The 19,627-nt window shown below is 64.4% G+C and carries 19 protein-coding genes; 3 read left to right on the plus strand and 16 right to left on the minus strand.

The annotated features are described in order from the left end of the window. Positions 1 to 17: 17 nt before the first annotated feature. The 4 genes from RID42_04655 to asnB are packed head-to-tail and all read right to left on the minus strand — an operon-like array spanning position 18 to position 6,118. Positions 18 to 1,946: a nucleoside-diphosphate sugar epimerase/dehydratase gene (locus RID42_04655; GenBank protein MEQ8246952.1), complete on the minus strand. Its 1,929-nt coding sequence runs from the start codon at positions 1,944 to 1,946 to the stop codon at positions 18 to 20. A 19-nt stretch (positions 1,947 to 1,965) separates the two neighbouring features. Continuing rightward, positions 1,966 to 3,030, minus strand: coding sequence for a hypothetical protein (locus tag RID42_04660; GenBank protein ID MEQ8246953.1), 1,065 nt, complete (start codon positions 3,028 to 3,030; stop codon positions 1,966 to 1,968). Between the two features lie 11 nt (positions 3,031 to 3,041). Then, a complete protein-coding gene (locus RID42_04665; GenBank protein ID MEQ8246954.1) occupies positions 3,042 to 4,217 on the minus strand; it encodes a glycosyltransferase family 4 protein in 1,176 nt (391 codons plus the stop codon). After that, positions 4,214 to 6,118 carry an asparagine synthase (glutamine-hydrolyzing) gene (gene asnB / locus RID42_04670; GenBank protein ID MEQ8246955.1) on the minus strand — a complete coding sequence of 635 codons (1,905 nt, stop codon included), beginning with the start codon at positions 6,116 to 6,118 and terminating at the stop codon, positions 4,214 to 4,216. The genes RID42_04665 and asnB overlap by 4 nt, the downstream gene beginning before the upstream one ends. A 393-nt stretch (positions 6,119 to 6,511) precedes the next feature. Here asnB and RID42_04675 point away from each other — a divergent pair, with 393 nt between their 5' ends. Next, a complete protein-coding gene (locus RID42_04675; GenBank protein ID MEQ8246956.1) occupies positions 6,512 to 7,759 on the plus strand; it encodes a nucleotide sugar dehydrogenase in 1,248 nt (415 codons plus the stop codon). 1 nt (position 7,760) lies between these two features. Here the strand turns inward: RID42_04675 and RID42_04680 are convergent, their stop codons facing one another. The 4 genes from RID42_04680 to RID42_04695 are packed head-to-tail and all read right to left on the minus strand — an operon-like array spanning position 7,761 to position 12,274. Further along, positions 7,761 to 9,422: a heparinase II/III family protein gene (locus RID42_04680; GenBank protein ID MEQ8246957.1), complete on the minus strand. Its 1,662-nt coding sequence runs from the start codon at positions 9,420 to 9,422 to the stop codon at positions 7,761 to 7,763. Further along, positions 9,419 to 10,087 carry a ribulose-phosphate 3-epimerase gene (gene rpe / locus RID42_04685; GenBank protein MEQ8246958.1) on the minus strand — a complete coding sequence of 223 codons (669 nt, stop codon included), beginning with the start codon at positions 10,085 to 10,087 and terminating at the stop codon, positions 9,419 to 9,421. The genes RID42_04680 and rpe overlap by 4 nt, the downstream gene beginning before the upstream one ends. Before the next feature lie 39 nt (positions 10,088 to 10,126). Next, a complete protein-coding gene (locus tag RID42_04690) occupies positions 10,127 to 11,452 on the minus strand; it encodes a transcription antitermination factor NusB (GenBank protein MEQ8246959.1) in 1,326 nt (441 codons plus the stop codon). Next, entirely contained in the window at positions 11,453 to 12,274 is an 822-nt protein-coding gene (locus tag RID42_04695) for a M48 family metalloprotease (GenBank protein MEQ8246960.1), read from the minus strand. A gap of 107 nt (positions 12,275 to 12,381) precedes the next feature. Here RID42_04695 and RID42_04700 point away from each other — a divergent pair, with 107 nt between their 5' ends. Further along, positions 12,382 to 12,534, plus strand: coding sequence for a DUF1674 domain-containing protein (locus tag RID42_04700; GenBank protein ID MEQ8246961.1), 153 nt, complete (start codon positions 12,382 to 12,384; stop codon positions 12,532 to 12,534). 4 nt (positions 12,535 to 12,538) lie between these two features. On the opposite strand, the gene acs is transcribed toward RID42_04700, so the two are convergent. Continuing rightward, positions 12,539 to 14,476 (minus strand): acetate--CoA ligase, encoded by a 1,938-nt coding sequence (gene acs / locus RID42_04705; protein MEQ8246962.1) that lies wholly within the window; start codon positions 14,474 to 14,476, stop codon positions 12,539 to 12,541. A 122-nt stretch (positions 14,477 to 14,598) separates the two neighbouring features. Here acs and RID42_04710 point away from each other — a divergent pair, with 122 nt between their 5' ends. Further along, entirely contained in the window at positions 14,599 to 15,330 is a 732-nt protein-coding gene (locus tag RID42_04710) for a creatininase family protein (protein ID MEQ8246963.1), read from the plus strand. On the opposite strand, the gene RID42_04715 is transcribed toward RID42_04710, so the two are convergent. The 7 genes from RID42_04715 to tsaD all read right to left on the minus strand — a co-directional run bounded on the left by RID42_04715 (position 15,327) and on the right by tsaD (position 19,591). Next, positions 15,327 to 15,785: a Rieske 2Fe-2S domain-containing protein gene (locus RID42_04715; protein MEQ8246964.1), complete on the minus strand. Its 459-nt coding sequence runs from the start codon at positions 15,783 to 15,785 to the stop codon at positions 15,327 to 15,329. The genes RID42_04710 and RID42_04715 overlap by 4 nt on opposite strands. Beyond that, positions 15,746 to 16,159: an EVE domain-containing protein gene (locus RID42_04720; protein ID MEQ8246965.1), complete on the minus strand. Its 414-nt coding sequence runs from the start codon at positions 16,157 to 16,159 to the stop codon at positions 15,746 to 15,748. Before RID42_04720 ends, RID42_04715 begins: the two co-directional genes overlap by 40 nt. Beyond that, positions 16,160 to 16,456, minus strand: coding sequence for a YciI family protein (locus tag RID42_04725; protein ID MEQ8246966.1), 297 nt, complete (start codon positions 16,454 to 16,456; stop codon positions 16,160 to 16,162). Positions 16,457 to 16,462: 6 nt separating this feature from the next. Then, a complete protein-coding gene (locus tag RID42_04730; GenBank protein MEQ8246967.1) occupies positions 16,463 to 16,762 on the minus strand; it encodes a YciI family protein in 300 nt (99 codons plus the stop codon). 88 nt (positions 16,763 to 16,850) lie between these two features. After that, positions 16,851 to 17,849: an NAD(P)H-dependent glycerol-3-phosphate dehydrogenase gene (locus tag RID42_04735; protein MEQ8246968.1), complete on the minus strand. Its 999-nt coding sequence runs from the start codon at positions 17,847 to 17,849 to the stop codon at positions 16,851 to 16,853. Next, complete coding sequence (locus RID42_04740; GenBank protein MEQ8246969.1) at positions 17,850 to 18,506, minus strand: TIGR02466 family protein; 657 nt, start codon at positions 18,504 to 18,506, stop codon at positions 17,850 to 17,852. A gap of 41 nt (positions 18,507 to 18,547) precedes the next feature. Next, positions 18,548 to 19,591 carry a tRNA (adenosine(37)-N6)-threonylcarbamoyltransferase complex transferase subunit TsaD gene (gene tsaD, locus RID42_04745; GenBank protein MEQ8246970.1) on the minus strand — a complete coding sequence of 348 codons (1,044 nt, stop codon included), beginning with the start codon at positions 19,589 to 19,591 and terminating at the stop codon, positions 18,548 to 18,550. Positions 19,592 to 19,627 lie beyond the last annotated feature (36 nt).

Here is a 19,627-nt window from a genome sequence, read left to right on the forward strand (position 1 = left end):
GGGCTCTCCTTAGAAGTCTAAAGATTGCCGCTCGGACGAGCGGCATCATGGGGGGTGAATTCCGGGACGGCCTGACGGATCAAACCGATGACCGCGCCGAGGTCTTCGCGTCGCGCGGCGTCGCGCAGATCGTCGAAGGTCTGGTCGAGCGCTGCCAGCGGCATGGTCCGCGGCGCCGCGCGCAGAATGCCGGTTTGCGCGGTCGGGCTCAGATCTTCGGCTTCATGGGACAGTTCTTCGTGCAACTTCTCGCCCGGCCGTAGACCGGTGAAGCGAATTTCGATGTCTTTGTCAGGTTGCAGGCCGACGAGACGAATCATCTGCCGTGCAAGATCTTCGATTTTCACTGGCTCACCCATGTCGAGGACGAAGACAGTTCCCGGAACCTGTTGCGTTGCATCAAGCGCCGAGGCTTGGAGGATGAGTTCCACTGCCTCGCGGGTGGTCATAAAAAAGCGTGTGGTCGCCGGGTCGGTCACGGTCACCGGCCCCCCCGCGGCAATTTGCCTTTGAAACAGCGGGACCACCGATCCGGTCGAACCTAGAACGTTGCCGAACCGCACGGCGACAAAACGCGTGGCAGCGGCACTCTCGCGCCCCAACGCTTGGCAATACATCTCCGCCAATCGTTTGGTCACGCCCATCACACTGGTCGGGTTGACCGCCTTATCGGTCGAGATCAAGACCATCGTCGCGACGCCGTGGTCCAGACAGGCGCGCGCCACGGTGCGCGAACCGATGACATTGGTGAGAAGGGCCTCGTGGGGGTTCTGCTCCGACAACGGTACGTGTTTGAACGCAGCAGCATGGAACACCAGCTCAGGCCGCTCGTCGGCAAACACATGGGCAATGCGCGCCGCGTCGCGCACATCGGCCAGCACGGCGCGGCGGCTTACTGCCGGATGTAACGTCGCCACCTCCATATCGATTTGGTAGAGCGCATGCTCTCCGTTATCGAGCAAGGTGATATGCGCGGGGGCCAACAGGGCGATCTGTCGCACGAGTTCGCCGCCGATCGTGCCGCCGCTTCCAGTAACCAGCACGCGACGTCCGGCGATCAACCGCCGCATCGACTCGCGGTCCAGCACCTTTTGCGGGCGGCCCAGCAAATCCTCCATGGCCAGTGGGCGGATGGCAGTGCGCGCCGCGCCGTCCTGACCGGCTTGGAAGTCCGTCAGCCGGGGGAGGCGGGCCATCGTCATGCCGAGACCGTCGGCGCGGGCCAGTAGGGCGCGCAAACCGTCGGCGTCGATCTTTTCGGTGGCCAGCAACAGACGTTGCGGGCGCTGACCCCGGGCATCCAGCCGCGCGACCACGTCCGGAATATGCTCGACGGTATCCATCACGCGGACGCCGCGGATGTCGCGGCCGATCCGCCCCGGTTTGTCGTCGACGATGCCGACCACGCTGTAGGGCGTCCCGGGGCGGCCCATTTCGCGGATGAAAACCTCGGCGCTACTGCCAGCGCCCACCAAGAGTACCGGTACCCGGTCGTCGTGGCTGCGCTCGAATACCGCGCTGAGGTCGCCGTCTTTGAGCAGGCGATAGGCGAGGCGCGGCAAACTGAGCTGGGCCACCAACAGCGGCCAGACCAGCAGCAGCGATGTCCGGGGAAAGTCTTGCAAGCGCGTGACCAGGAAGAGCGCCGGTAAGAAGATGAGGAGCCCGAGTGTTACCCCTTTGAGGATCGTGACAAGATCCGTGACCGACGCGTAATGCCAGATGCCGCGGTAGAGTCCGACCCGCCAAAAAACGAGGGCGCAGATCACGACAAACGTCAGGGTGTTCGGCCACGTCGCGAACAGCAGCACGTCGTTGCCCAACATCTGATGGCGCAGCCATACCGCCAGTTCGAACGCAATCGTCGCCTGTATCAAGTCGTGGAGCGCGACCACGCTGACGCGCGACAAACTGACGAAGCGGCGCGGTGACGGACTGTCGGTCATACCAGGCAATCGGAGGCATTCATGGCGTGGCGGGGCGATCGGATGGGGCGGTGTTGCGGGCAAAGTACCACAGCACCGCCGCAGTCAGTATCACCCCGACGGCCAGCAGAACACCCTGGATGTCCGGTTGGTGCGCGCTCGTATACGCAAGGCCGATCAGAACGACGTTGAGTATCAGAACGATGCGCGAAACCGGCGCATGCGCGCCCAGCCGTCGCGCCGCGCGCTGATAGAAATGACTGCGATGGGCTCGCATCAACGCCTCGCGCCGAACCAACCGCCGGAGCAACGTCAGCGTGGCATCCATCAGGTAATACATCGGAAGCAGCAGTGCCGCTGCCCACAGGCCGGCACCGGCCACTTCCAACAGCATCCAGCCGAGCAAGAACCCGAGGGGAACGGCGCCGACGTCGCCGAGAAAGATGCGCGCCGGTTGCCAGTTCCACCAGGTGAAGCCGGCAAGTGCGGCGGCGACGATCAAGCCGTAAAGGGCGAAATTGCCAGGTGGTAGGGTCCCGAGTGCAAGGCCGGCCGCCGCTGCCATCGGCGCCAACAGGGTGACGCCGATCCCGATGCTAGCCCCTTCAACGCCGGTGATGCCGTCGATCCCGTCCATGAAATTGGTCAGATTGACCATCCATAGCCAAATCCATGCGGTAAGCGCGACATCGAGACCGTAGGGCACAACGCCCTGGAATATCCGCCCGTGCGCCGCAAGCGCGGCAATGCCAATCAGAACCGCAATCGCCTGTATCGACAGACGCAGCACCGGGGACAACGGTCGACGATCGTCGTGCCACGATACAACGGCAAGGACCAAGGAAAGCCCGACCACCAACGGAACGGGATAGGTGAAGGATGCGCCGTGGTGCAGCGCCGACAGCGCCCAGACAATCGTCCACGCGACTGCGACGACGGTAATGACCACCAGACCGCCGCCGACGGGTGTCGGTACCGCGTGGCTCGACCGATCGTTGGGATAGTCCAGAATAGCACGTGCACGTAGCGCACGGATCAGCGCACCGGTGCCGAAAAGCGTTGCGAGAAAAGCCGTCGCGGCGGCAACGATCATCGTCAAGACCATAGCCGCTTATATCAGATCGCCGGCGGGGTGCCGGAGGGGTTGCTGCCAGGCTCCGCGGGGAACGCCGATGGCAGGATGCGCCGATAGGCCGCGAGCGACTGGCGGACAAAGATGTCGACGGAGAATTCGTTTTCGGCAATCGTGCGGCCGCGGGCAGCCATGCGGGCGCGCAACGCCGGATCGTCGAGGAGGCGAGCGATCGCGTCTGCCGTAGCCGTTCCGTCGCGGGCAGGAACCAGCAAGCCGTTGTCGCCGTCGCGGACAATTTCGCGGCATCCGGGTACATCGGTGGTCACGATGGCACGGCCGATCGCCGCGGCCTCGATCAGCACCCGGGGAAGGCCCTCGCGGTAGGAAGGCATGCACACGACGTTGGCTTGGGCCAGGGCACGCGGCATGTCGGTGGAAAACCCGTCCCACGTGACGATGCCTTCGCGCTCCCAGGCGCGGATCCCGTCTTCCCCGACATCGGTCGGGTTGTCCGGGTCGGTGCGGCCGACCAGGATGAACCGGGCGCGGTCCCGCAGGCTGCGGGCAGCCGCGATGAATTCGTGGACACCCTTGTCGCCCAGAATTCGGGCCGGAAAGACCACTGCGGGTGTGCCGGTGGGCTCCGGCTGTCGGGCAAAGCGGTCCATGTCGACACCGCAGCCGCGGATCATCGCCGTGATGGCCGGGTCGACTAAGCGGTTGTTGAGGAACAGCCCAAGGTCGTCCGGATTTTGAAAAATCGCCACGGCGTTGCGGTGGCCGAGCGCAAAACGGTAGAGCCGTTTGACGAGGCTGCGCTGGACGCGCGCTGCGAGTCCATCGATCAAAAACAAATATCCCAATCCGGTAATGGCGTGCGCAACCGCCGGGACGCGCCGAAGGCGTGCCACCAATCCGGCATACAGAACCGGCTTCATCGTGACGGCATGGAGGATGTCGGGCCGTACCGCCCCGACGATGCGCCACAACGACGCGATCAAGGCGAGTTCGCCGCCGATGCGCCGTGCCCCGCGTTTCAGCGGGATATCGTGATGATGAAAGCCCGCACGCTGCATGACCGCAACGGGCCCGGCGTCGTGCGGCACGGCGATGTGGACATCGAACCCCGCATTGCGCGCGGCGAGGGCGATCGGTAATCGGTGGGAAATAAAGAACGGGGCGTCGTTGAGCACCATGAGGAGCTTGGGTTTATTCACCGTACGGCGCCGGACGTGTGTTCGTGCCAGGCTTGGAACATGAGAACGGCCCATAACGCGCCCGCGCGGTCGAAACGACCGGACAAATGATCCTGCCAAAGACGGCGTACCGTCGGCGGGTGAAAATATCCTTCCGCCGCCAGGCGCGGCTCCGCCAACAACGTTTCTGCCCAGTCGCGCAGCGGGCCACGCAGCCACCGGGAGACGGGAACGGCAAACCCCTGCTTAGGGCGATCGAACAGAGAGCGTGGCACATGGCGGTAGAGAATTTCTCGCAGCAGCCATTTCGATGTACCTGCCCGGATCTTCATTTCGGTCGGCAATGCCCACATTGCCTCGACCACACGGTGGTCGAGGATCGGTACCCGCACTTCAAGGCCAACCGCCATGCTGGCGCGGTCGACCTTGGTCAGGACATCGTCGGGCAAGTAGCCGCCGAGGTCGCGGGTCTGCATCCATAGAATCGGATCGGCGGGATCGGTCTCACCTTTGGGATGCGGCGCGGGCTGGGCACCTAGGACGAAGTGATCGCCGTAGGCGACCAGGGCGTCGTAGACCGCGTCGATCGATACCGCGCCCAGAACGCCACCGAGTTTGTGCAGCCGCATCCCGGCCTGTGGTGGCCGGCGATTGCGTGGCAGCAAGCCGACAAGCCGATCGAGCGTCGCGGGGGGCGTTGCGCGGAGGGCCGCACCGAGGGCGCGGCGCAGTGCCAAGGGCTTTCGCTGCAACCCCGGCCAGCGGGCCGCGAACTGATGCCGGGTGTAACCGGCGAAGACTTCGTCGCCGCCGTCGCCCGACAGCGCCACGATCACGTCGCGCCTCGCGACTTGCGAAACTAGGAACGTCGGGATCTGTGAGGAGTCGGCGAAGGGTTCGTCGTACATCTCCGGCAGGCGCGGGATGAGTGCAGCGCCTTCGTCCGCATCGAATCGAATCTCAGTGTGATCGGTGCCGAGGTGGGTGCTGACGAGGCGTGCGTGGTCCGCTTCGTCGTAGTCATGCTGCCCGAACCCGACGGTGAAGGTTTTGATCGGTCGGCTGCTGTGGCGCTGCATCAGTGCCGTCACGGCCGACGAATCGATTCCGCCCGACAGAAATGCGCCGAGCGGGACGTCCGCAACCATCCGCCGCTTCACCGCATCGCTCAATAGCGCTTCGATGCGGGCCCGTGTCTCCTCGGGAGCCTCCGCTGCATCGGTGCTTGTCGAGCCGACGTGCCAGAAGGTGTCGTGACCGACCGCCCCGTCTGTCTTGATCGTGACAATGCCGGCAGGCGCAACTTTGTGGACTTCGTTGTAAATCGACTTGGTGCCGGATACGTATCCGAAGCGTACGAGGTCGGCGACGGCGTCCCGATTGATCGTGGTCGCTGTGCGTGGATGGGCGCGAATGGCGCGCAACTCTGAGCCGAACGCAAAGGTGTTGCCGAAACGGCCCCAGTACAGCGGTTTGATGCCGAGCCGGTCGCGGATCAACGACAGCGTCCGCGTCTCGCGATCCCACACCGCAAAGGCGAACATGCCGATCAATCGGCGCAGCGTCGCATCGATGCCCCAGCGTGCAAAGCCTTCGACGACGACTTCGGTGTCGGAATGGCCGCGAAATACGGCGCCCATCGCTTCCAATTCGGCGCGGAGTTCGCCGTGGTTGTAGATTTCGCCGTTGTAACTGACGACGAAGCGGCCGTTTGCCGAGGCCATGGGCTGATGCCCAGCCGCCGACAGATCGATGATCGACAATCTGCGGTGACCCAAGGCGATGCCGGCCTCTGCGTCGGTCCATGCGCCCGAATCGTCCGGCCCTCGGTGCCGCAATGTGTCGGCCATGGCCTGCGCCACCGCCTCAAGCGGCGCGGCGGTCTCGGAGGAGAGCTGGAGAAAACCAGCTACGCCGCACATCGGACGGGGATCGTGGTTGCAATTGTCATGACAACCTTATGGCCGGAGGTTGGGGGCGATTCAAGAACATGAGCGCCGCTTCACGTCTCTGCGGAAATTCAGGTCGCTCCCGGCGGCGCCTAACGGGATAGGGGTTTGGAGAGTTGAACGTCACATCGACCTCCGAGAGAATACATCATTCGCGGCGGCGCACCGATAGACGTCTCAATTGCGTACCAAGTGAACGCCTGATCCCCAGGGTGCGTGGCGTCACCCGGCTTGACCGGTTCCACAGAATCGCGCATTGAACGGCAACGTCGAATAGGCGGGCGCACGAATATCGTTTCCACAACGAATCGACATCTGAGCGATGCGCCCTCGCAGAGTACCTTTTCCCTGGGGTCGGATAGGCGCATGAAAATAGCCGTTGTCGGTTTGGGTTATGTGGGGTTGCCGTTGGCGGTTGCCTTGGCGCGTCACCACGAAGTCGTCGGGTTCGACATCAACGCGCCGCGGATTGCGGAGATCGCCGCAGGCAAGGATCGGACCGGCGAGGTTTCGTCCGAGGCCTTGCTGCAAAGCGGTGCCGCGTTTTTTACGGATCCCAAGGCCCTCGCGGACGCGGATGTTCTGATCGTCACCGTCCCAACCCCCGTCGATGCGGCCAACCAACCGGATCTCGGCGCCGTCGAGGCGGCCTCGCGCACGGTAGGCCGGCACCTCAAGAAAGGCGCGATCGTTGTCTACGAAAGCACGGTGTACCCCGGTGTTACCGAGGAAATCTGTGGGCCTATTCTCGCCGCGGAGTCCGGCCTTGCCTGTGGCGTCGATTTTTTCCTCGGCTACTCGCCGGAGCGGATCAACCCGGGCGACCGCGAACACACCGTCGAGCGCATCACTAAAGTGATCGCGGGACAAACGCCTGGGGTCACCGAGACGCTGGCGGCGGTCTATGGCGCGGTCACGACGGGCGGCGTTTTTCGCGCCCGCGATATCCGCACCGCCGAGGCGGCGAAGGTGATCGAAAACGCGCAGCGCGACATCAATATTGCCTTCGTCAACGAAATCACCACGATCTTCCACAAAATGGATCTGTCGATCCACGACGTCTTGGATGCGGCGCGGACCAAGTGGAATTTTCTCGATTTTCGCCCGGGGTTGGTGGGCGGCCATTGTATCGGTGTCGACCCGTACTATCTGGCAGCGAAGGCCGTCGCGCTTGGCCACGATCCGAAAGTGATCCTTGCAGGCCGCAGCACCAACGACGGCATGGGCGCCTTCATCGCCGATTCGGTTGCGGCGGACCTGCCTCCGAACGCACGGGTTCTCGTGATGGGCCTAACGTTCAAGGAAAACGTCCCCGACTTACGCAATACGCGGGTCGTCGATATCGTACGCCGGTTGAGCGACCTTGGTCATACGGTAACGGTTCACGACCCGATCGCCGATCCGGCCGAGGCCGAGCAGTTCTATGGCATCGCCCTGGCGGGCGATCTGGCGGGCGGGTTCGATGCCGTGATCGGTGCTGTCGCCCACGACGAGTATGTAGCGCTGGGCGACGATCAGTTGGTCGGGCTTCTCAAGTCCGGCGGCGTCCTGGCCGACATCAAGGGGATCTGGCGCGATCGCACCATCGCCGGATTGCGGCGCTGGCAGCTTTAGGTCAGGCGCGACCGTCCATGCGCATCAGGTGCCAAATGAACCCGCCCGAGCGGGCAGTGACGGGACGCGACACCACGATTTGTTTGATACGGCGCAGTTTTCCCGATTGACCGAAATAGACGCTGTCTTCGATACGAACCGTGCCGTCGGCGACCTCGAACACCCATCCGGTACCGTTACCGAGGCGCAGGAGAACCTGCCGTCCATCGCCCAGAAGCGATGCGGTCACATCGGGATGCAGATGGTAGCGCGCGCATAACGCCTGGGGATTGGGCGTTGTTGCCCCGGCACCGTAGGGTCCAATTCTTTCCTCGCAGACCAGTTCGTGGCCGTCCTTGGCCATGTGGAAGCGTCGGGTCATGCGTACGCCGAAGGCGGCGGCGTAGCCGTTCGAGGCGATTTCCAACCATACATTATCGCCTTCCTCGCCGCGCAGGATGTCGGGCGACCCGGCGGCAAGGTCGCTCCGGTCTTGGTTGCGATCGTCGATGGTCAACGCGGTGTGGGCCGCCGTAGCGCGGGCCGCGGCTTGCCAGGCGTCGTCCCTGCCCTCGGGGCTACCGCAGTTGACGAACAATCGTTCCTTGCCGATCGACACCTCGATCGCCAGGGCGGCCGCAAACCCGGCATCGTCAATCGGCGGCGGTCCGGACGCCTCGGCGAGAACTCGCAAGCGTCCTTGTTCCAGCCGGGCGAATCCGAACGTCGCGGGCAGAGGCGTTCGCTTGGTGCGGGCGACGACGGTCGCCACTGTCTCGGGGTCGTTCTCAATGCCGCCATGGAAGATCGCGAGGCCGCCGTCGCCGTGGGTCAGCAACCGCAGGGCGCTACCCAAGCGGTCGATTGCGGTATCCAGCGCGGGATCGACCGGTTTCTCGGCGCCGCGCAGCGCCTCGCGCAAGGTCAGTAACGGGGGCAGCGTGCGCAGTATATCGGACGGTGTACGGGTCGCGACGCCGTTAGCGACCGCTTGGGCCGTCGCGGTCACCCGGTCGACCTGACGGTCGAATTGGGCGACCCGCCGCCCCAAAGCAAGGCTGGCGGTCAAATAGCTCGCACGGGCAATGGTGCGTTGCGCCGTGGTGTCGGCGACGGCCTGCGCCCGACTCAGGTGTCGGACTTGTTCCCCGATTTGACCCAGGAACGTGGCGCTGAAATCCGGCTCGGCGTCGACCAGCAGAAAATCGGCATGGGCCAGCCATGCGACCAGCCGAATACCCAGAATATCGGGCCGCCAGGCAAGGGGCGACCAACGGCCGAAGTCTACAATCCACCGTCGCACCAAGGCCCGGGTCTGCCGCCGCGCGGTAGGGCCGTCGGCGGCGCTGAAATCGGCAAGCCACGAGAACTCATGGCATCGGCGCAGCCAAGCCGGCGGTACATCGGGCATCCGCCAGGGCGCCTCGGTGGCGCTCAGGACGGTGTGGCCGGCAAAGGTGTAACGGCCTTGGAACATGGCATTGGCGTTGTTTGTCGACCCCGGCACTACCAGCGGCGGCGTCCACCCGATGGTCAGGTGGGTGCCGCGCCGCAAGGCCGCTTGGTACAGGTTGGTCCGAAAGAGGGTCGTCGCGAGTTGGCGGCGCCAGCGCGGGACCGGCAGTTGCGCCGTAGAGGTTTGGTGGTGAGGCGCGGCGGGATCGGTCGGGACATCCCCCGTCACGTGGTGGCGCACCTCAGGGCCCGAATGTTCGACTCGTAGGCTTCGGGTCCGCCCGTAAACACAGCGGTACCGGCGACCAGGATCGTCGCGCCGGCGGCGATCGCGCCCGGTGCGGTTGCGACGGTGATGCCGCCGTCGACCTCCAGATCGATGTGGCGGCCGCTGGCGGCGATCATGTCGCGGAGCCGGGCGATCTTCGTGCGCTGGGCGGGGATAAATTTTTGTCCGCCGAATCCTGGGTTGACCGACATAACGAGAACCAGATCGACCTCGTCGAGGACGTTTTCAATAGCTTCGGCGCCGGTCGCGGGATTGAGGGCGACGCCGGCTTTCTTGCCAAGCGATTTGATCAATTGCACCGTGCGATGCAAGTGCGGGCCCGCTTCGGGGTGAACTGTGATGATATCTGCGCCGGCTGCGGCGAATGCCGGGACGTAGGTGTCCACCGGCGAAATCATCAAGTGAACGTCGAAGGGAAGCGCCGTGTGGGGGCGCAATGCCGCAACCACGTCGGGACCGATGGTGAGGTTCGGGACAAAGTGGCCGTCCATCACATCGATATGGATGAGGTCCGCGCCGGCAGCTTCCGCGGCGCGAATTTCTTCGCCAAGCCGCGCGAAGTCGGCGGCGAGGATCGACGGCGCGATCCGAACGGTTTGGGACATGACTCTCTGTAACAACTTCAGGAGTCGCCCGCAACGAACCTATGACTCCTTGCGCAGCCGAGCGATGAAGAATCCGTCCATACCGCCGCGGTCGCTTTGGTCGCAGGGCAGCGTCTGGAGGTCGCCGTCGGGATCGGGGGTTGCGAGCCCCGATACCTCGCCTGCCGCGATCGGCACCCGTCGGCCCGTCTCGCCGAGGAAAGCCGCGATTTGGCGTTTACCCTCCTCGGGTTGGAGCGAGCAGACGGCGTAGACCAGATGACCGCCCGGGCGCACCAACCGCCACGCGTTGTGCAGCAGGTCTCGCTGCAGCGCGGCTGCCTGCGTCACGTCGGCAGGTCGCTTCAGCCAGGGGATGTCGGGGTGGCGCCGAATATTGCCGGTGGCCGTGCACGGGGCATCCAGCAGGACCGCGTCAAAGGTTTCCTCGCCTGCCCAGGTCCGCGCGTCGGCAGCCACGACCGCGACCGTCAAGTTCAACCGCGCTAGATTTTGCCGCAGGCGGACGAGGCGGGCGGGGTCCGCGTCCACCGCTGTAACCGTCGCGCCGGCGGCGGCAAGCTGCGCCGTTTTGCCGCCGGGGGCGGCGCAAAGGTCGGCGATCCTTGCAGACGGGGCGTCGTCAAGCGCCGCCAGCAAGAGCCGCGCCGGTAGCGACGCCGCCACATCTTGAACCCACCAGGCGCCATCGGCGAAGCCGGGCAGCGTGGGAACGTCGCGCGCGCGCGGCAAACGCACCGTGCCTGGAATCAAGGCCTCCCCGTCCAGCGCGGTGGCCCACCGCGCGGTATCGGCCGGTACCGCGATACTGACATCGAGGGGCGGTTCGGTTCGCTGCACCGCGGCGATCCGGCCTGCGGCGTCGGTGCCGTAGGCCTGGCTCCAACTTTCCCAAAGCCAACCGGGGAGATTCACTTTGCCCTCGACCGGTCGGTCCGGTGGGATCGGGGCGAAGCGGCGGGCAACCGCATTGACCAAAGACGCATAGCGACCGGGACACCGCTTGGCCTGTTCGACCGCGCAGTTCACCGCTGCGTGGGGCGCTGTACCGAGAAAGGAAATTTGGGCCGTGACGATCCGCAACACATGCTGGACCCGTTGGGCGTCGCGCGGCAACGGGCGTTTGACGCGCTCCGCGATGATCGCGTCGATCTCGCCGAGACGGCGCAGGACGGTGACCGCGATTAAACGGCCGAAGGCGCGGTCGGCGGGGCTGGCCTTTTCGGCACCGCGAACGCCACGGTCCAAGACGTCGGTGAGCGAGCGGCGGTCGTCGAGCACGCTGGAGATCAGGTTAAGGGCAATCTCGCGACTGGGCATGCCGGCGGCGCGGGTCGCGTCGCTTGGATCGGTTGGTTCGGCCACCTAGACCCAGGGGTCGGTCAAACCCGCCAAGCGGCGCAGGCGGAATATCCGTTCGCCGGTCGGCGGGTGGGTCGATAGCAGACTTAGGACCCGGTCGCGCCGCGGTCCGAATTGATAGGTCTCGAGCGCCCAACCGCGCGGAGTCCTGGCCCCCGTGGGAAGGGCCATGGTCTCGATCCGCTCTAACGCCGCGGCAATCCACAGCGGGTTGCCACAGATCGCCGCGCCCAAGCGGTCGGCGGCGTGTTCCCGGGCGCGGCTGATCGACATTTGGCAAAGCGCTGCCGCGAGCGTGCCAGCACCCAACACCGCCAACCCCTGGGTTGGGTCGAGGACCGCTGCGGCCAGGCCGCCGACACTACCGAAAACCAGGCCGCATCCAATGGCGGCGAGGGTCAGGAAACGGGCGTCGTGGCGCACAATATGGGCTATCTCATGGGCCAGTACCCCGCGGATTTCCCGTTCGCTGAGGGAGGCGAGCAACCCGGCGGTAACGGCGATCGACGCGTTCGGTGATGGACGTCCGGAGGCGAAGGCATTGGGCACGTCGCTGTGAACCAGGAAAAGGTTTGGTCGCGGAATGCCGGCATCGGCGCTCAGGTCCTCCGCGATGGCCGCGACGGGTAGGCCCGGCCACTGGGTCAAAGGACGCCGCGCTTTGCTGCCGACCACCCGCAGACCGAACCAATGGACCGCGGCCAGGAAACCTAAGACTGTGGCGATCGTCGGTAGCGCCCAGCGCGTGTCGAGGCCAATCCCGGCCAGGATCAGCATCATGGCGATGGTGGCCGAGAGGAGGGTCGCGGTCCGAGGGTAGCTCATGTGTCTCAATACGGGCGTTGATTCCGGGGTGTCGGGACGGCGACAAACGCGGATACTATAGGCCAAGCCGACAGGAGGCGACTGCCGTGACCAAAAAGCACCCACCGTTGAAAAAACCGGACGCACCAAATCGGGCCGCGCCCGCCGCACCGGACCCAAACGAGAACGCCGCGAAGCCACGCGAAACGGGGGGGCCCAAAGGATTGGAACCAACGCGCTACGGCGATTGGGAGCGCAAAGGAATCGCCGTCGACTTCTAACGGATCAACGGTTCATCCGGTTGGCGACGAGATCGTCAACCACGGCAGGCTCGGCCAGCGTCGAGGTATCGCCAAGTTGATCGTGTTCGTTGGCCGCGATCTTTCGCAGGATTCGCCGCATGATTTTACCGGACCGGGTCTTGGGCAAACTGGGCGCCCACTGCAACAGATCCGGCGTGGCAATCGCACCGATATCCTTGCGCACCCATTGCAGCAGTTCCTTGCGTAATGCCTCCGTAGGCTCGGTTCCCACCGTCAGCGTGACATAGGCATAGATTCCTTGCCCCTTGATGTCGTGCGGGTAGCCGACAACCGCCGCTTCGGCGACGGACGGATGGGCGACGAGCGAGCTTTCGACTTCGGCGGTGCCAAGGCGATGGCCCGACACGTTGATGACGTCGTCGACCCGGCCGGTAATCCAATAGTAGCCGTCGCTGTCGCGCCGGCACCCGTCGCCGGAAAAATACTTACCGGGAAATTGCGAAAAATACGTCTCCTCGAACCGCGTGTGATCGCCGTACACGCTGCGCATTTGACCCGGCCACGATTCGAGCATGCACAGGTTGCCGACGCCTTCGCCTTCGATGATCTTCCCTTCGTGATTGACCAACGCCGGTACCACGCCGAAGAACGGCTTGGTGCCGGATCCCGGTTTCAGGTCGGTCGCGCCGGGTAATGGTGAAATGAGGATGCCGCCGGTTTCGGTTTGCCACCACGTATCGACGATCGGGCAGCGGCTGTCACCGACCACGCGGTAGTACCATTCCCACGCCTCCGGGTTGATCGGCTCGCCCACTGATCCCAAGAGACGCAACGACGCGCGGCTGGTTTTTTTGACCGGCCCGTCGCCTTCGCGCATTAGGGCGCGGATCGCGGTTGGCGCGGTGTAGAAAATATTCACCTTGTGCTTGTCGCAGACTTGCCAGAAGCGCGACGAGTCCGGGTAGTTCGGGACGCCCTCGAACATCAGGGTCGTCGCGCCGTTGGCGAGTGGGCCGTAAACGATGTAGCTGTGCCCTGTCACCCAGCCGACATCGGCGGTGCACCAATAGACATCGCCGTCGTGGTAGTCGAACACGTACTGGTGGGTCATCGCGGCAAATACGAGATAGCCGCCGGTGGTGTGTAGGACACCTTTGGGTTTTCCCGTCGAGCCTGACGTATAGAGAATGAACAGCGGGTCTTCGGCGTCCATAACCTCCGCCGGGCACGTCGGTTCGGCAGCGGCCCGCGCGGCCGCGTAGCGCACATCGCGGCCGTCGACGTAGGGCACGTCGGCGCCGGTGCGCTCGACAACGATGACGGTATCGACAGCCGGGCACTTCTCCAAAGCTCGGTCGGTATTGGCCTTAAGCGGAACGGTCTTTCCACCGCGCAACCCTTCGTCGGCGGTAACGACGCAGGTCGATTCGCAGTCGTGGATTCGGTTCGCGAGCGAGTCCGGCGAAAAGCCCCCAAACACCACGGAGTGAATGGCGCCGATCCGTGTGCAGGCGAGCATCGCATAGGCGGCTTCGGGTATCATCGGCATGTAGATCGTGACCCGGTCGCCTTTTTTCACGCCGCGCGATTTAAGAACATTGGCGAAGCGACAGACTTCTTCATGGAGGTCGCGGTAGGTGATCGACTTCGACACCGAAGGATCGTCGCCCTCCCAAATGATCGCGACTTGATCGCCGCGCGTCTCGAGGTGCCGGTCGATACAATTGGCGGAAACGTTGAGCTTGCCGCCCTCGTACCATTTGATCGACACCGGCGGACCGAACGTGGCGTTTTTGACACGCGTCCACGGCGCGATCCAATCGAGCCGTTTGGCCTCGTCGCCCCAGAAACCTTCCGGATCGTCGATCGAGCGGCGGTACATCGCCTCGTACTGCGCTGCATCGCACCACGCGCGTTCTTTCCATGCTTCCGGCACGGGATGGAGGTGAACCTCGGTCATGGCGCTCTCCTAATACGCTGCGTTAGCGAAAATGTTGCGGCAGAATTATCGGGATGTCATTGCGCCAGCACAAGAACGGGCAAGGTCTTAAGCCCGGGTAGGCGCTGCCCATGGCGGTCTGTATGTTGGCCGCTATGCTTCTTGAACAGTGCACTTGGCCGCAAGTTGAACGATACCTCGAACGGGAGACCGGCGTCCTTATTCCGATCGGATCGACCGAGCAGCACGGGCCGACGGGGTTGATTGGGACCGACGATATTTGCGCCCGGACGGTCGCGGCGGCGGCCGGCGCGGAACTCGATGTCATGGTCGCACCGCCAATCCCGGTCGGTCTCGCTGAACACCATATGGCATTCGCGGGATCGATGACGCTGCGCAAGGAAACGTTGGTTGCTGTGATGGAAGACTATACGTCGTCCCTCTATCGCCACGGGTTCCGGAAGTTCTATTTCATCAACGGACACGGTGGAAACATCGCCGTTCTCGCGGAAACAGTGAAGCGTTTCAACGCGGGAAGCGTCGATGCCGCGGCCTGTGCCTTCGTCAATTGGTGGGCGGGGCCGCGCACCAAGGCGCTGCGAGAATCATGGTATGGCAACCGCGAGGGCAGCCACGCCACGCCAAGCGAAATCGCTGTCACCCAATTCGTGCATCCCGGTGCGATGGGCCCGGTGCGCCGGCTCGATCCCGCAGCCCCGGCGCAGCGCTTTACGACGGCCGACGACTACCGAAACAAATTTCCCGACGGACGGATGGAGTCGGACCCGGCCTTGGCGTCGCCCGAAGCAGGCCGCGCGCTGATTGCCACGGCCGTCGCCGATATCGCCGAACACTACCGCGACTTCGCCCGCTAGGATTGCCCGTGCGGCGGGACGATGCGCACCCGGCCGTTGACGACGGCGATCGGCACCGGCGTCAGCGGTTGACCGAGGCACGGGCCGTCAATGCACATGCCGTCGTCGATCCTGAACTTGGCGCCATGGGCGGTGCAGTGGATGTAACGCCGTTCAAAGTCGAGAAACTCGCCCGGCTTCCAGTCCATCGGCGCAAAGGCGTGGGGACAGACGTTAAGGTAGGCGACGAGGCCGTCGACATCGGTTGGACCGCGTGGCGCGCCAGCCGGCGGACGCAGAACGAACATTTCGAACAACGCTGCGCCAGTGCCAAAAGTAAAAACCCGAGAGGTGCCCTCGGCAATCTCGGCGGCGGCGCATAGATCGACGATCCCCTCGGGCGCTCCGGGAAAGTCGCGGTAGTCGGGCGCCGGACTCAGGGCTTCACGCCGCCCATCTTGCAGATCAACGTCCACGCCTTTGCGTCGACCTTCTGGACCGATAACCGCGATAGGCGCACCAACTCCATGTCGGCGAGACGCGCGTCTTCCTTGACCTGCTTCAGCGTCACCGGAGTCTTAAGGGCTTCTCCGGTTTTGACGTCGACCATCACGAAGCGGCCGCTCTCGTCGCTCGGGTCCGGATAGGCTTCTTTGACGACGCTCACCGTCCCGACAATCTGGCGCTCACCACCCGAATGGTAGAAAAAGCACCGATCTCCCTTCTTCATCGCGTTGAGGTTGGCGCGGGCGGTAAAATTCCGTACGCCGTCCCAGTGCTCGACCTTCTTCTTCACTTGATCGTCCCACGACCAAGTCTCGGGTTCCGATTTGATCAACCAATAGGCCATCTAATCCTCCGGCTTGTCCGCACCTGACATCCACTGCCACTGCCGTACGGTAACCTGTTCAAATAGACCGGCCTTGGCATAGGGGTCGGAATCGATGAAAGCGCGGGCGTCGTCGATCGTCTCGGCTTCAAAGACGATCAGGCTGCCGCACTGCGCCGCGCCGGTGTCGTCCTGCATCGGCCCCGCGGCCCGCACGGCATCGCCGGCTTGGCGGAAATGGGCCCGGTGGGCATCCAGCAGCGACTGCCGCAGATGCCCTCGGTCCGGTCGATCCAGACAGAAGATGGCGAACAGCACCGCCGGCTAGGCTTTCGGCGCCCAGGCACCGACCAGCGGTTTGAATTCGCGCACGACGACCTCGTCCCACACGCCCGCGGCGTTGAACGGATCGTTCTCCACCATCGCCTTTGCGGCGGCGGCATCGGCGGCCTCAACCACCAGGAAGCTCGCCTCGCGCGGACTCCCGTCCATCGGTGGGCAGGGGCCGGCCAGCATCAGTTGGCCGATGTGCTTACCAATGTGTTTCATGTGAGCTTCATGGTTTTCCTTGCGCAGCCGGGTGCCGTCGGCGCTGTCGGCGCAGTAGATCGCGAAATAGGCCATTGTGGTGTCCTCCCAATTTTGAAGGAGGCACTGTAACGGATGACGGCGGCGTCCGGCCAGCCGCTACTGGTCAAGTTTAGGCTGGCGGCTAGCCGGTCTCGGCGCGGAACGGGCGGTTGAGCAGCGCTTCAATCGCCTCCTCGATACCCACACCGTGGTTGAGGATCGCGTCGATGGCTCGACAAATCGGGACGTCGATCTTTCGTTTGGCGGCGATTGCCACAACCGCCGCGGCGGTATAGGCGCCTTCCGCGACCGATCGGCGCGCGCCCAGAAAGTCGGCGGCGTCTTCGCCACGTGCCAGTGCCAAGCCGAGGGTGTGATTGCGCGACTTCGCTGATCCACAGGTAAGGACGAGGTCGCCCAGGCCGCTCAGGCCCATCAACGTCACGCCCTTGCCGCCCAACGATTCGCCAAAGCGCAGCATCTCGGCAAGGCCGCGTGTGATGATCGCCGCCCGGGCATTTTCCCCGAGACCGCGGCCCGAGACGATACCGGCGGCAATGGCCAGCACGTTCTTCAACGCCCCGCCGATCTGGGCGCCAACAACATCGGTTGAGAGGTAGGGCCGGAACGTGGCGCTACCCAAACTTTCGACCAACGCTTCCCCGATCGCGCGGTCGGCGCAGGCCAATGTCACCGCCGTCGGCAGGCCGCGGGCGACTTCGTCGGCGAATGTCGGGCCCGACAGCACGGCGGGCAACGCTTGGGGCACGGCCTCGCGCAGGACGTCGCTGAGAAGCGCGTTGGTCCCTAACTCGATGCCCTTGGCGCAGAGCACCACCGGGAGTCCCTCGCGGATGTGGGGCGCTGCCAGTTCGGCCACCGCGCGTACGTGTTGGGTCGGGACGACGAACAAAAGCGCTTCGGCATTGCACGCATTGGCGATATCGCCGGTCGCGCGGACATGCGGGTTGATCGTGATATCGGGCAAGAAGGTCGGGTTGCGGTGGGCGTGGTTGATCGAGTCCACGACATTTTCCTCGCGCGCCCAGATCACGGTTGCGGCGCCATTGGCGGCGGCGACATTGGCCAGCGCCGTGCCCCACGCGCCCGCACCGATCACGCCAAACTTGCGCAATCCCATCTACGGCGCCACGGCGAGATTGAATGCGATCGAGATACGTTCGCCGGTGCCGTGGTAGGGCCGCACGCCGTGCGACAGCCACGACGGGAACATCAGCATGACGCCCGTGCGCGGGCTCAATAATTCGGTCGCGCCGACCGAATTGCCACCCGGACCTTGGAAACACAGCGAGGGGGCATACATCGACGGACCGGGGCCGCGCGGATCCATAATCACGAACTCGCCGCCCAGCGACTTATCTGCCGCGCAACCGCCATCGTCGACGTAGTACACACCGGACCAGAAGCAGCCGGGGTGGACATGGAACTCGTTGCTATGGCCGGTTCGATTGATGTTGGCCCAAGCGTTCACCTGCCAATCGATCTCGGCGGGCCGGCCGGAGCGGCTTGCGGTCATCTTGTCCGCCAGGACGCGCGCGGTCTCGATGATCTGAGTTCCCGCAGCACCGCCCCAGTCCGGAAAATTCCGTTCCGAGTGCCAGCCGCCGATGTTGCTGTCATAGGTGTCGCGCGGCGCTTCTTTCTTCTCGCGCGCCAGAATGGCTTTTTTTAGCTGTTTGTTGAGCTTGTCGGTGTCGGGAAGCATCGCCATCGCGATCGGCGTGGGGAACGCGTTGCGGACCTCGACCCGCTCGGGCATTTGGTCTTCCTTGAGCATTTTTGCGGTTCCTCCGTTTTGTCCAGCGGGTCGGTCCGAGACTAAGCCTTGGCGCCGGCTGCCGCAGCTTCCATGTCGAGGGGCCATCGCGCCCGCGGCGCCGTGTTCAAGCCGTCGATCAATCCTAGACGCAGCCGTTCGACCCCAGCCCAGGCGATCATCACGCCATTGTCGGTACACAGGCGCGCGGGCGGCACCATTAAGGTGAAATCGTGCGTTGCCGCGACCTCGGCCAAGCGGGTCCGAAGCGTACGATTCGCCGCGACGCCGCCCGCCACGACCAATCGTCGCGCGTCCGGATGCCGAGCTGCGTAGCGCTGCATCGCCCGCGCCACGCGGTCGGCCAAGACATCGGCAACCGCTGCTTGGAACGATGCGGCGATATCGGCGCGCCGTGCCGCGTCGAGCGGTTTGGCCTTGTTCACGGCATGCACCACGGCGGTCTTCAGGCCGGAGAACGAAAAGTCGCAGGTATCCGTGCCCGCCAAGGGCCGCGGTAGGGCAACGGCCTTTGCGTCTCCCGCCGTGGCCGCTGCCTCGAGCGCCGGGCCGCCAGGGTAGCCTAGCCCCAGAAGTTTTGCCGTCTTGTCGAAGGCCTCGCCGATCGCATCGTCGATGGTCGTGCCCAGCCGGCGGTAGGCGCCGACGCCGCGTACTTCGAGGAGCTGGCAATGCCCGCCCGAAATCAACAACAGCAGGTAGGGAAACTCGGCGCGATCCGTCAGCCGCGCGGTCAAGGCGTGACCTTCCAAATGATTGACGGCAATGAACGGTCGACCGGTCGCCGCTGCAATGGCTTGGCCGGTCATCAGGCCAACCATGACGCCGCCTATCAAACCCGGTCCCGCCGTTGCGGCGATCCCATCAAGATCGCGGTAGCCGAGACCGGCTTCCGCCATCGCACGGTCAATGATGCCATCGAGATGATCGACGTGCGCGCGGGCGGCAATTTCCGGCACGACGCCGCCGTAGGGCGCATGATCGTCGAGCTGCGACAACACGACGTCGCCTAGAATCGTCCCGGTCCCATCGACGATCGCGGCGGCGGTTTCGTCGCAGCTTGTCTCAATTCCTAGAACCAGCACCGGATTTGTCGATTTCCCTACAAAGTAGCCCTTAAG

The sequence above is a fragment of the Alphaproteobacteria bacterium genome (assembly GCA_040216735.1).
Taxonomy (GTDB): Bacteria; Pseudomonadota; Alphaproteobacteria; order SHVP01; family SHVP01; genus CALJDF01.

Excerpts from the sequence above, each read along its gene's own strand:
- RID42_04655 (MEQ8246952.1), bottom strand. The coding sequence starts at position 1,946 with ATGACCGACAGTCCGTCACCGCGCCGCTTCGTCAGTTTGTCGCGCGTC.
- RID42_04660 (MEQ8246953.1), bottom strand. The coding sequence starts at position 3,030 with ATGGTCTTGACGATGATCGTTGCCGCCGCGACGGCTTTTCTCGCAACG.
- asnB (MEQ8246955.1), bottom strand. The coding sequence starts at position 6,118 with ATGTGCGGCGTAGCTGGTTTTCTCCAGCTCTCCTCCGAGACCGCCGCG.
- RID42_04675 (MEQ8246956.1), top strand. The coding sequence starts at position 6,512 with ATGAAAATAGCCGTTGTCGGTTTGGGTTATGTGGGGTTGCCGTTGGCG.
- rpe (MEQ8246958.1), bottom strand. The coding sequence starts at position 10,087 with ATGTCCCAAACCGTTCGGATCGCGCCGTCGATCCTCGCCGCCGACTTC.
- RID42_04695 (MEQ8246960.1), bottom strand. The coding sequence starts at position 12,274 with ATGAGCTACCCTCGGACCGCGACCCTCCTCTCGGCCACCATCGCCATG.
- acs (MEQ8246962.1), bottom strand. The coding sequence starts at position 14,476 with ATGACCGAGGTTCACCTCCATCCCGTGCCGGAAGCATGGAAAGAACGC.
- RID42_04710 (MEQ8246963.1), top strand. The coding sequence starts at position 14,599 with ATGTTGGCCGCTATGCTTCTTGAACAGTGCACTTGGCCGCAAGTTGAA.
- RID42_04720 (MEQ8246965.1), bottom strand. The coding sequence starts at position 16,159 with ATGGCCTATTGGTTGATCAAATCGGAACCCGAGACTTGGTCGTGGGAC.
- RID42_04730 (MEQ8246967.1), bottom strand. The coding sequence starts at position 16,762 with ATGGCCTATTTCGCGATCTACTGCGCCGACAGCGCCGACGGCACCCGG.
- RID42_04735 (MEQ8246968.1), bottom strand. The coding sequence starts at position 17,849 with ATGGGATTGCGCAAGTTTGGCGTGATCGGTGCGGGCGCGTGGGGCACG.
- RID42_04740 (MEQ8246969.1), bottom strand. The coding sequence starts at position 18,506 with ATGCTCAAGGAAGACCAAATGCCCGAGCGGGTCGAGGTCCGCAACGCG.